Origin of the sequence: Ruminococcus flavefaciens (assembly GCF_900143025.1) — a bacterium.
Classification (GTDB): Bacteria; Bacillota; Clostridia; order Oscillospirales; family Ruminococcaceae; genus Ruminococcus; species Ruminococcus flavefaciens_I.
Genome location: NZ_FRCT01000007.1, coordinates 18,338 through 30,873 on the forward strand (window position 1 = coordinate 18,338; position 12,536 = coordinate 30,873).

The 12,536-nt window shown below is 40.9% G+C and carries 12 protein-coding genes; all 12 read right to left on the reverse strand.

Annotated elements, in window-relative coordinates; all coding sequences use genetic code 11:
• Positions 1 to 66: 66 nt before the first annotated feature.
• A complete protein-coding gene (locus tag BUB28_RS08885; protein ID WP_072950733.1) occupies positions 67 to 1,623 on the reverse strand; it encodes a tyrosine-protein kinase domain-containing protein in 1,557 nt (518 codons plus the stop codon).
• A 49-nt stretch (positions 1,624 to 1,672) separates the two neighbouring features.
• Positions 1,673 to 2,791, reverse strand: coding sequence for a DegT/DnrJ/EryC1/StrS family aminotransferase (locus BUB28_RS08890; protein ID WP_072950735.1), 1,119 nt, complete (start codon positions 2,789 to 2,791; stop codon positions 1,673 to 1,675).
• A 27-nt stretch (positions 2,792 to 2,818) separates the two neighbouring features.
• Positions 2,819 to 3,004 (reverse strand): GNAT family N-acetyltransferase, encoded by a 186-nt coding sequence (locus tag BUB28_RS17635; RefSeq protein WP_072950736.1) that lies wholly within the window; start codon positions 3,002 to 3,004, stop codon positions 2,819 to 2,821.
• Between the two features lie 44 nt (positions 3,005 to 3,048).
• Positions 3,049 to 4,266: an ATP-grasp domain-containing protein gene (locus BUB28_RS08900; RefSeq protein ID WP_072950738.1), complete on the reverse strand. Its 1,218-nt coding sequence runs from the start codon at positions 4,264 to 4,266 to the stop codon at positions 3,049 to 3,051.
• A complete protein-coding gene (locus BUB28_RS08905; protein WP_072950739.1) occupies positions 4,263 to 5,717 on the reverse strand; it encodes a lipopolysaccharide biosynthesis protein in 1,455 nt (484 codons plus the stop codon). The genes BUB28_RS08900 and BUB28_RS08905 overlap by 4 nt, the downstream gene beginning before the upstream one ends.
• Positions 5,714 to 6,652, reverse strand: a complete 939-nt coding sequence (locus BUB28_RS08910) for a glycosyltransferase (RefSeq protein ID WP_175547826.1) — start codon at positions 6,650 to 6,652, stop codon at positions 5,714 to 5,716. The genes BUB28_RS08905 and BUB28_RS08910 overlap by 4 nt, the downstream gene beginning before the upstream one ends.
• Entirely contained in the window at positions 6,645 to 7,496 is an 852-nt protein-coding gene (locus BUB28_RS08915) for an O-antigen ligase family protein (protein WP_139277534.1), read from the reverse strand. The genes BUB28_RS08910 and BUB28_RS08915 overlap by 8 nt, the downstream gene beginning before the upstream one ends.
• 329 nt (positions 7,497 to 7,825) lie before the next feature.
• The gene (locus tag BUB28_RS08920) at positions 7,826 to 8,953 is read right to left on the reverse strand and encodes a glycosyltransferase family 4 protein (protein WP_072950744.1); all 1,128 of its coding nucleotides are present in this window, start codon (positions 8,951 to 8,953) and stop codon (positions 7,826 to 7,828) included.
• A gap of 1 nt (position 8,954) precedes the next feature.
• Positions 8,955 to 9,560 (reverse strand): GNAT family N-acetyltransferase, encoded by a 606-nt coding sequence (locus tag BUB28_RS08925; protein ID WP_072950746.1) that lies wholly within the window; start codon positions 9,558 to 9,560, stop codon positions 8,955 to 8,957.
• A 12-nt stretch (positions 9,561 to 9,572) separates the two neighbouring features.
• Positions 9,573 to 10,265, reverse strand: a complete 693-nt coding sequence (locus BUB28_RS08930) for a sugar transferase (RefSeq protein ID WP_175547827.1) — start codon at positions 10,263 to 10,265, stop codon at positions 9,573 to 9,575.
• Between the two features lie 2 nt (positions 10,266 to 10,267).
• On the reverse strand, positions 10,268 to 11,470 hold the full coding sequence (locus BUB28_RS08935) for a DegT/DnrJ/EryC1/StrS family aminotransferase (RefSeq protein ID WP_072950940.1): 1,203 nt from the start codon (positions 11,468 to 11,470) through the stop codon (positions 10,268 to 10,270).
• A 520-nt stretch (positions 11,471 to 11,990) separates the two neighbouring features.
• Positions 11,991 to 12,422, reverse strand: a complete 432-nt coding sequence (locus BUB28_RS08940; RefSeq protein WP_072950750.1) for a VanZ family protein — start codon at positions 12,420 to 12,422, stop codon at positions 11,991 to 11,993.
• Between the last annotated feature and the right edge of the window lie 114 nt (positions 12,423 to 12,536).

The window sequence follows — 12,536 nt, forward strand, 5'->3', positions numbered from 1 at the left end:
ACTTTTTAAAAGTATATGCCGCTGTTTTTTATCATATCAATTCAGACCAAAATTATTGTGAAGCTGTCATCTTCTTGGTCTGTTGTTGTTTACGCTCCTGTTTCTGCTGCCGTTATTTGATCTGTATGATGAGTTGTTTCTGTTCATCATCTGTGCATCTGTTCTCTTGGCAGATGATGTCACATTTCTGTTTGGAGCTACAAATTTATTATACTTCTTATTGTTCTTTACATCATTGAGAATGAAGCCTAACATATTAGCTTCAAAGAATTCTATTCTGCTCATTGCCGAGTCAATGTCGGCTGATGAGGTCTCGTTATATCTTACGACCATTACCATGCCCGAAACCTTCTTTGCGACCTCTACAGCATCGGTGAAGAAGTTTACAGCAGGTGTGTCTATGATGATATAATTGTATCTGTCCTCAAGTCTTTCGATTATCATATCCATGTTTTCGGATGAAACAAGCTCTGAAGGATTTGATACTGCATCACCTGCGGTAATGATATCGAGCTTATCCATAAATGTTTTCTTGATACAGCTGTCAAGATCGGAAATACGTGTCAGCGCATTTGCAAGACCGTTCTTTTCTCTCATGCGGAATATCTCATGCTGAACAGGAGTTCTGAGATCGGCATCAATAAGAAGCACCTTATTTCCGCCCTGTGCAAGAGTAATAGCTATATTTGCAGCTGTGATAGACTTTCCTTCAAACGGTTCTGCCGATGAAACGGATATGACCTTCTTATCATAAGATTGAAGAGTATAGATTATACTTGTACGGATAGCCTTATAGTTCTCAACGATCCTCAGAGGTACATATTTATCAAACAGGCTCACAAATCCGCCCTTCTTATCGCCCTTTTTCGACTTGCTCTTGAAGCGTCCGACCTCACCGATAACAGCTCTGTCGTATCTGTTGCTGAGAGCGTTTACATCTCTTACGGAGTCGTCAAAGAAGTCCATAAGGAATATAAGGAGAAGTGCGAAAAGCACTGCCGAAACAGCACCGATGGCTGTGTTTTTCATTTTGTCTGGTGATACAGGAGTTCCGTTGTATTTTGCCCATGACATATACTGTGCCTTACATCCTGTTCCTATAGCCTTCTGAAGATAAAGATCTGAATATAAAGCAAAGTAGTTGCATATTGCCACAGAGACCTCAGGATCCTTTGTGATTACCTGCACATTAAGAACGAGAGTATCCGGAACACTTTCGATAAATATAGTGTCACGGAGTTCATTTGCAGGGATATTGTTCTCCTCGTTAACAGTGAAAACCTTGCTTATTATATCGCGTCCGAATCTTGTTACGAGATTAGTTCCTATTTCCTGCATAACGAGATCGTCATTGAGGACCTCGATATAAGTATTGGTGAGCTGCTTCAGGTTGTTTACGTCGTTTCCTTCATTTCCTGCTGCACCGCCGTTAGCCAGCATAGGTGAATCTCCCTGAACATACAGCTTGATGTGTGATTCATATTTTGGTGAGATAAGATATTTTGATACACAGAAAGCGATTATTCCACCGCAAACTGCAAATAAGATTATAAGCCATAATCTTCTGAAAATAAGAGAAAATATCTCTTTAAAGTTAATTACGCTTCTTTCATCATTCCTCATGGTTTCAGCCTTTCTAAAAATGATATATTTTTTGCTTTAGTTTTTTTAATCAGCTTTTTCTCAAGCCGAGGATTATGTCGCATATCTTGTCAACGATCTCTTCGCTGAGGTCAGCATACAGCGGAAGTGTGAGCACACGTTTGCTTATATGCAGTGCAACAGGAGTCTCACTGACATCGTACTTGCCGTGGAAGCACTCAAAGGTATTCGATATAGGATAGAAGTACTTTCTTGCATTTATGCCATTGTCAGCAAGTGCCTTGAATACTTCGTTTCTTGTTGCGCCAAAAAGCTTTTCGTCAAATACCACAGGGAAGTAACCATAGTTAGGAGTTACGTCCTTCTGCGGCTTACAGAGGATTATACCGTTTATATTTTCAAGACGGCTCCTGTAATGCTCTGTGACCTTGCGGCGCTTTTCTATCTCGTCATCAATATGTCTGAGATTGCATATACCCATAGCAGCCTGAAATTCGTTCATCTTGGCATTTCCGCCTATGTATGCAACGTCCTCGGGGCCGTGTATGCCAAAGTTCTTCATATCATTGAGCTTCTGAACAAGACTGTCGTCCTTGAAGCAGAGCGCACCGCCCTCGATAGTATTGAAAACCTTTGTTGCATGGAAGCTGAACATTGATGCATTTCCGAAGCAGGCAGCACTTACGCCCTTATATGTTACTCCGAATGCGTGAGCTGCATCGTATATTACCTTGAGATCATATTTATCGGCTATCTTCTGTATCTTTTCAACATCGCAGAGATTTCCGTATACATGAACAGGTACGATAGCACAGGTATTATCTGTTATAAGTCTTTCGATAAGATCGGTATTTATAGTATAATCAGTGTCATTTATATCACAGAAAACAGGATTGAGTCCGTTTCTGACGATAGCGTGTGTGGTTGAAGCAAATGTAAACGGAGATGTGATGACCTCGCCGTGCTTTGGCAGGTTCATTGCAGCAAGTATGTTTTCAAGAGCAAGATGACCGTTAGTATACAGTGTAACGTGAGGAACGTCAAATCTCTCTTCAAGGGCTTGTTGCAGCTGCATATGCTTTTCGCCCATATTTGTAAGCCAGTGGCTGTCCCAGAATCCTTTTATCTCATCGCAGTATTCCTCAAAATCAGGCATAGAAGATCTGGTAACTAAAATATTCTCATCCATTTTCTTTTAACTCCATATATTCTTCTTTTAATATCGAGTACACAAACATATCTGTATACTCACCTTGTTTAAATACAGCTTTGCGCTTGACGCCTTCTTTTTTGATCTGCAATGTTCATAAAGTCTTGATGATATAGTGTTTCCTGCAAGACATTCAAGCTCTAACCTGTGACGGTTAAGATTATAAAATGCGTGATGAAGTATTTCCTTCACCGCAAAGGTACCGATCCCCTTTCCTCTCTGTTAAATTCTGCATCTCAATCTTCAAATTCAAAATTTACCCATTCATTTGAGCGGGACATTACATCGTCAAGTTCCTCACGGGTATCAAATCTCAGGAACAGATCGCCTAATGTCATATTAGCTCCTGTAAATGGCTTTACTACATCTCCGGGTCTGGCAGTTATCATAGAGTATTTAACATACTTTTTCTCGATCTCGGGATCAATGGTAAGCGATCTCAGGATACGCTCACTGTCTGTTTCGGAATGGATATCGAACTGTACCCAGTGTCCGTCGCATTTGCTCTCCTCTATCTTTGTCAGAGGAAGTCCTACAGCCTTTCTTATCTCATTCTCGATAAGATCAGCATTTTCACCGTATGCCATATTCTGTATCTCAGCTATTCGGCAGCCGCCTCCGCGAGGTGATACCTCCATGATGTAAGGCTTGCCGTTTGCACCCACACATACTTCGATATTGTATATACCTGTTTTCATATTCAGTGCATACATGAGTCTTTGCAGATCGTCATGCAGTGCCTTGTCATCGGAAGCGTCCATAGTACATGGCCAGATCAGCATAGCAGGCGTATACGGATTAACTGCCTTCTTGTCAAAGAGCTGGTCGGCAAAGGGTCCGAATACTATCTTTCCGTCTACGGTGAAGAAATCACCGTCGGAATGGAAGCCCTTGAATGTGATGAAGTCCTCAATAATAAAGTGTCCGTTATGTCCTGCATCAAGGGCGATATCAATTGCCTCGGAAAGCTTAGCGGGATCATCAACTCTTGTAACACCCTTGCTTCCTGCCGAGTCAACAGGCTTTACTATAACAGGCCAGTCGAAAAAATCAATATCATCGAATGGCGCCTTCTTATCGTTATAGCTCTTTGAATGAGGACAATTGAAACCGTTGTCTGTAAGGAATTTTCGGAATAATCCCTTATCCTGAAGTATCCTTACGGATTCATAAGGTCCCTGGAACGGGAGCCCCATTTTTTCTGCTGCATAAGCCGCAGATGCAACACCGGGATCGCAGGCAAATGAAATAATTCCGTCTATTTCATGTTTCTTTGCCGCTTCAAGTACCGCCTCCTTGTCAATGACACTTACATTGCAGTATTCGTCCGAATACTTATGTGCTATATTATCAGGGAGATAATCACAGGTGATAACATAGCAGCCAAGCTCCTGTGCCTTTTTGATGACGGGGATTATAAAAGCCGATCCGCCAAGTATCATAAGTTTTTTCATATTTCTTTATCCTTCTTTCTGTTTAACAGACTCTTTAAGGTATCGACCAGATACTCATAGCTGTCGATGTGCATAAGCTTTGAGCAAAGCAGATACACTATAACACCTAAAGGTACCTGTATAACTAACCGAAGTATGTCATGAAGCCCTGTGAAGTTAACAAGATATACAACTCCGCCCATGACAGCCGATGCTAATATCTGCGGAAGCATATCGACCACCTGCTCCAAATAGCTGTAATTGAGCAGTTTTTTGTTCGGCCATGCATTTATGACCTGACTTATTACAGATGATACCAACATTCCGTATACCATTGCTTTTACAGATATGAACATCGTTGCGATTATCGCACCAAAATCAACAAATTTCTTTATTACTTCAAGCTTGAGATAAGTATCGCTTCTTCCGATAGCCTTTATGGCATTTAGATTTGCTGTATGTATAGGCATAAAAGCATAGGAAATACAAAGGATTCTCAGATACGGAATGATAGGGAGCCAATCCGGTGTAAGGACGATCTTTACTATAGGCTCTGCACATACCATTATGCCGACCATAAAGGGCATCATTAAAAATGTGCCTATCTTTATGGAACGTCTTGTCATATTTTTGACGTTCTCACGGGAATCCTGCACCTTAGCCATAGACGGCAGCAGAACACTGTCAAGCGAGGAGTTGAGTATACTCGTTATAAACTGCGGAAAATACTCGCCGTAGGTATAGAAAGCAAGGCTTTCATCTGAGTATTTCTTTCCGATAATAAGGTTTCTGAGTTTTAGGTATATTACCTCCATAAGCGATGAAGCAAAGAGCTTCCAGCCATAGGAATAAAGGTATTTAAGACGCTGGAACGAAAAGCACTTCTTCGGACGCCATTTTACAGTGATCCAGAGTATTATGGTATCTATGGTAATGTTGACTAAATTCTGTGCAACTATTGCCCATAATCCGAAGCCTGTGTATGCCATCGCTATTCCCACAACAGCGGCAACGATAGTACCGATGAGCGTTGCAAAGAAAAAGCGTTTGAACATCATGTTCTTGCTGACGTAAGCCTGCTGAACATTCTTCATGCCCGAAACTATGAGAACAAGGCTCATTACCCTTATTATAGGCGTAAGCTCAGGCTTTTCGTAGAAATCCGCAATAAAAGGTGCGGCAAAAAACATCAACAGATACGCAAGACCGCATATCAGACAGTTGAAGTAGAAAACGCTTGAAAAATCAAGATCGTCTGCATCTTTCTTCTGTATGAGAGCATTTCCGAGTCCGCTTTCGATAAATATCTGCAATATCTCGATAAAGACAAGGATAAGTCCTATAGTACCCATGAGCTTTGGAGCAAGCATCTTCGCAAGGACGATCTGTACAAGGAATTGTACCATCTTTGCCCCGAAGCGCTCTCCAAGTCTCCAGAAAAGGTTCTTTACTACTGTATCTCTGCTACTCATCTGCTGCGCACCGCCTGAAATATTTCATATAACTTCCTGACTGCCTTATGAGTCAGAGTCCTGCATAATGCGGCAATGCAGCGGGGGGATCTTACAAGTGAAGCATAATCGTCCTCAAGTACCATGATCTTAGCACTTTCACGATTTATAGCCTTCCTTATTGTGTAGGAATATCTATGCTTTGTAAATATGTCTATTGATCTGAAGCCTTTGATAATGTTTTTATGCTGACGCACCTTTTTGCTATTGTCTGAATGCATCATTGATGACCATGAACCTACAGAATTAAGTCTGTAGCTCGACATAACTCTCGGTATGTAGTGGATATATCCGATAGATGCAAAATACAGTGCCATAGGATAATCACCGATACCGTCCATATCAAAGGCAGGATTTTTTCTCCTCATGGTCTCATTTCTCCACATAAAGGAGCTGAAATGGAAATATGCCGCAGGCTCCGAAAGGATAATATCCTCCATAGAATAATCCCTTGCCTTTCGTGAGGGATTGAAGATAGTGCCTGTAGACTTTCCATTTTCAAATATTTTATTTGTATTGTGTACGCACAGCATACATTTAGGGTGCTTTTCCATATAATCCACCTGAAGCTGAAGCTTATACGGATCTGTCCAGTAGTCGTCACCCTCACATACGGCTACATACTTACTGTCTATATTCGGGAATACATATTCATCTTCAATATCTATTCCCTTCTGATATTTGTTTTCTTCCTGAAGTATCGTTTCAAAGATATCAGGATACTTTTCGGCATATTCCCTTATTATGTCTCTGGTACCGTCTGTTGAACAATCATCATGGACAAGTACCTTGAATTTGAATGAAGTCTTTTGCTTAATAAAACCCTCAAATGTAGTTCTGATATAGTTTTCGTGATTATAGGCTAGACAAAATACCGTCACCAAACAATTACGCACTTTTATTCCCCTCATTTTCTAATACATCATAAAATTCATATCCGTTATCGCTGTCGTCACGGCAGCATACATTTGCAAGAAGAATTATCATCCAGAAAGATGCCTGACGATGATTTACAAGTGTGAATGCCTCAAGGAATATCGCACAGTATATCGGCAGCACCTCAAGCTTTATCCGTCTTACATTCGAGTATATCCATGCAAGGAGTATACAGAACGGCACAATTCCGTAATAATAACATAATGATATCCATGTTGAATGCATCTCTTCCTGATGTCCATATCTCGGGAACTGGAAGCCCTCACCATATCCAAAGAGGAAATACTCGGGGTGGTCCTGAGCTACATTCAGTGCTCGGTCATTTATGAAGCTCTGCAATACCGAATTATTACTGTTAAGCTTATCCGATACACGGAAGTGATCCCAGTCGATATGGATGATATCAAGCATGAAAAGTGCGATAACGCCGCCAATACCAAGTATTATAAGGAATAATACGGTATAGGATATACCGCCGTTATCCATTGCTCTTTTCAGCATTATCATACTATCCATTGAGACAAGTATGAACAGCGCTATCAGCATACCGCTTGATGAGGTCTGCATAATGAGGAACAATGCTACAAGTACAAAAAGATATTTCCATTTGTCCTTCAGCAGGAAGAGTATTGATAATGTGGAAATTATCGCAAATCCAAGCTGGTTAGGGTCAGTATAGGTTCCCATATATCTGTAGGTGCCTTCCCAGTAGCTTCCCTTGTGAAGCAGGAAAATAGCCAGCTGTATCAGGAGATTCATTTTACAGACCAAGCCGAGTGCATTGAGCCATGGTTTGTTATACATAAAATGCCGGAAGCATAGTATAACAATGTAATTGAATACGTAATAAAGACAGGATTTTACAAAAAAACTTGAACGAAAAATCAGAAAATAAATACTATTTATAATAATAACACACAGGAGGAATACTCCGAATACGTAATCATCATTTCTAAGTCCTCGTTTTCTTTCGTATACCAGAAAAGCGAAGGACATCAGCAGGAAGAAGTCTCCCGGCTGCAAAGTACCGCTATCGAAAATATAAAACGGCTTTAACAGAAAATATATCAGAAAGCAAACTGAAGATATGCTAAATGATACACCTTTTTCAGATCTTGTCATAACAACAATCCTTACAATAATACATCTTTATAGATCTTTTCCCATTCAGCTATTACAATGCTGAGATCGTATTTTTTCACAGCCTGCATATTTTTTTCGCCCATAGTATTCCTGTCAGCTATCAGACAAGCTATGAGCGCATCGGCAAACTCATCTGACGAAGCAGGTGAGCACAGAAAACCGCCGCCCTTTTTGATAAGGTCTGTATTGCCTCTTATTTTTGAAACAACACAAGGAAGGCCGCAAGCCATAGCCTCCATGAGAGAGCGTGAAAGTCCTTCTCTGAATGAAGGCATCACAAAAATATCGCAGGCTGATAAAAGCTCCTTGACATCATTTCTGTAGCCGAGAAAATGGATATTCTCTTTAAGGTCATGCTCGGAAGCAAAGCGTTCTATAGCTTCTTTCTCCTGACCCACGCCGCACAGAAAATAATGCAGGTGCTTGTTGTTTACCTTTGACATAGCCTGCACTATAGCGATATTGTTTTTATTCCTGTTGAGCTCGCCCACCGAGATAACTGCGATATCATCGTGTTCAAGCCCCAGCTCTTCTCGTTTTTCATCTCTGTTCCTTGCTATATTGTCATAAACCGAAAGATCTATTCCAACTCCGTGGACATAGCTCAGCTTTCCGCCATTTTTCAGCTTAAAAGCCTTTGCCGCTTCAAGATCCTCATGGTTTATTGTAACAAGAACATCTGTATCCTTTGCAAAATGCTTTTCTATATTATAGAAAAGAGTGCGGTTAATGAATGGTGCCCCTTTATAGAAATGGAAGCCGTGAGCCTGATATATGACCTTTTTCACACCGCATTTCCTTGCTGCGTATCTTCCGATTATACCGCCAATAGGCGTATTGCAGTGTATCAGGTCGAATTTTTCGCGCTCTATAATAGCTTTTATCTGACGATAAGCCTTATAGTTACGAGGATCGTAAGGAGCACGAATAAAATCGACCTGATAGATCTTTATACCATATTTTTTTTCATCAGCTTTCCTCGCTGCCTCATCGGGATAGCTCCAGTTTCCTGCTATTGAAAATTCTATCCCGAGTTTTTGTGCAGCGACCATGGCAGAATACGAGAAATTATTCACTTTATCCGCAACATTAAGGATATAAAGCATTTTGACCGACATATCATCCCTCGAATCTGTATTCGTTCATTTTTCTTCCCTCAGAGGAGAAGTAACTTCTTGCAAGCTTGAAACCGTTCATTCTGTAAAAACGATTTACGCCGTCATTGTTTACAGCATCTGTCTCAAGATTTATATATGCGAACTTGTTGAGATCAACCATGCCTTTAAGGTGGTCGATCAGCTTTGAGCCTATACCCTTCTTGCCCATATCGGGATCAACGCATATAGACGCAAGCTCAACATATTTTTCGTCCTTGACTACTGAATCGCTTTTTTTGAAAGCTCCAAGAAGTCTTTTGATAAATGAAGGATGCCTTATAGCTGCTCCCATAGAGCAGAAAGCAAACTTAAAAAGATGATTTTTTATCAGTCCCTTATAAAAATTCGGATAATCATACGAGTAAGCTATGAACCCCGCAAGCTTACCGTTTTCTTCGGCAACTATTATACCCGACCTCTCATCAGAGAGGTAACCTTCATACAGAGCATCAAGAAATCCCACACCGAGCTGGGTGAGGAAAAAATCAGGGAAAGCACGGGTATGGAGCCGAGACAAAACACGTATGCTTTCCTTATCTGACGCTGTCATATTTCTGATGGTAATCATCTGACAAACCCCTCAATCATAATCTTTTCCGAAAACAGCCATTACTGTTCTTAGCATGGTCAGCAGCTCGCGTAAAAATGAAAAGCGTTCGATGGATTCCAGGTTCCATTTCATCTTTCGCGGCAGTACCTGCTCAACGTATGTTTTATCAACGTCCTCAGAAGCACTTAAAAGCTGGTATTCGTCCTTGAACCTGATAGACGCCTCACTGGTTATACCGGCAGGCATAAGCAATGTAGCGTTGTATTCGGGACGATACTCGTCAACGTATTTCGATGCTTCGGGACGAGTGCCCACAAAGCTCATAGTGCCCTCAAGCACATCTATGAGCTGCGGAAGCTCATCAAGGCGCAATCCGCGCAGTAAAGAACCGACTCTTGTTATCCTGCTGTCATTGCTTACAGTGACCGCTGTTCCTACGCGGTCGGCATTTTTGACCATAGTGCGGAATTTATGTATCCTGAAATGCTTTCCGTAAGCAGTTACTCTTTCCTGTCTGTACAGCACAGATCCTCTTGAGTCGAGCTTTATCATCACAGCGATCACTAACATCGGGATCGCTGCAATTATAAGAAGTATCATTGCAGTGATAACATCGAATACTCTCTTCACTGCAATATGTCTGCGCTTTTTCCATAGAATCTCCCAATATGGTCTTACCTCGTCCGTTCTCATAAAAGCAGGGAGATTCTCCCAGCGGCGCATTATCAGAGATACTCCTTTACGATATTTACGTAATTATTTATTACGTAATCTTCCATTTCATCGGTAAGACAGGTATGAAGCGGAAGAGTGATCTCATTAGCGAAATGAGCATAAGCGTTAGGATAATCGCTTATATCAAATCCCATCTTCTTATATGCCGTATGCATAGGAAGAGGCTTGTAGTGGACATTCGTTGCTATGCCCTCCTCAGCCATTCTGCGGATTATCTCATTTCTTTCTTCTATTGTAATATTAGGTACTCTTGTTATATAAAGATGACCTGAAGATGTGTGCTCGTTGGTATAATGCGGAAGTGTCTCAACACCGATATCACTGAGCGCCTCGTCATAATACTCGATTATCTGTCGTCTGTAATCAAGCATATGCGGATATCTTTCCAGCTGCTTTAGTCCGATAGCAGCTGCAACATCAGTCATATTACATTTGTACCATGTTCCGACGATATCATATTCCCATGCACCCAGCTGTGTCTTTGCAAGAGCGTCCTTGCTCTGACCGTGAAGGCTGAAAAGCTGGAGCTGATGATATATTTCCTCGTCGCTTATACCGTCGATGGGACGCCATGTCAATGCGCCGCCCTCGGCAGTTGTGAGATTTTTGACAGCATGAAAACTGAAGCTTGAAAAATCTGCTATATTGCCGACATACATATTGCGCCACTTAGCTCCGAACGCATGAGCTGCGTCAGCACTTATGACAACGCGGCCGATAGCTTCCTGTATCTTGTTGGCAGGTCTGAACAAGGACTTTTTACTTTCCACGATCTGAAAAAGTCTTGCATAATTACAAGGAACGCCTCCGAGATCAACAGGTATGATCACCTTGGTTTTTTCGGTTATTGCCTTTTCGACCTGATCATAATTTATCTCAAAGCTGTTTGGCATAGTATCTACCAGGATAAGCTTTGCTCCCACATGACATACAACAGCAGCTGTCGCTGTATATGTATATGCAGTAGTTATGACCTCGTCGCCCTCTCCTACCCCAAGCAATCTCAATGCCATTTCCGCACAGGCAGTCTGAGAGTTAAGACAGCAAGCCTTATTTACACCGATCATTTCTGCAATTTCATTTTCAAACTTTTTTGTCATCGGACCTGTTGTGATCCAGCCCGACTTCAACGCTTCGCAAACCTCATGTATTTCAAGGATCGAAATATCAGGCGGTGAAAAAGAAACTTTCATAAACATATACCCTCCAAAATATGAACAATTACGTTGTTTGTTAAATTTATGTAGTAAAATATTTTCCGAAGTGTAATGTTATGACAAATTGTATAATTAAAGCTATAGGTTACTTTCCGTAATTTCTGTGTAATTATATCATATTTATATACGCCCTGTCAAGGGGGAAAAAGACTATTCGTAATATTATCCATTCCTTACACATTTTGTAGAGATTTCAACATTAAATATATTAAATATGCTGGATATATTTTTTCCAAAAGTTGCTATTTGTTCACACAAGGCCCAATAATTGTGACGGTGCGAATTAGCCTGCCAAAACAGCACTATCCAACGCGTAATTATATAACATATGTAACAAAATATCACATATATATTTTTTACTATCCGGCATTTCCAAAAGTGCCAAAAAAAGATAAACAAGTTGAAAGTGATATGCTGTCAGACAGCTCCGCGAGCATATGCTTTCAGGCACAAAAAACAGCCTCCTTTTGCATTTTTTAACAAAAGGAAGCCTTTTTTACTGTTCCTGAGATGTTTCCTCCTTCGGGAATATCCTCCTTGCAAGGCGGCAGCCAATAAGTCCGCCAAGAACTGCACCAAGAGTATTATGGAAAAGATCGTCGATCTCAAAATATCCCCGTGTAGTTATCAGCTGAGTTATCTCGATCAATAAAGAAACAAGAAATCCGCCTAAAGCCACTTTTTTTACTTCATCAATCTTTTTTATCCATAGCGGCAGGAATATGCCAAGCGGCAAAAGAAGCAATATATTACCGATTATATCGAAAAGCAGCTTTTCGTTGCCTTTAATAAGCTCTGCAATTTCCCAGAAAGGCGGCTTAACATTGTGTGTGCCTGTAGGTTGTCTGTGCAGCAGCGTTATTACCAATACCATGTAGCCATACGGTATTGAAAGAAGTCTCAGAAAGATCAGCAGGATTTTTTTCATTATACTTATGTTAATTCCTCCCGAACAAAAAAGGACCTTATATTCATTATAAAGTCACTTAGAATATTATACACTTTATGGAAGATATTGTCAAGTCTCGGAAGGGAAACAAAA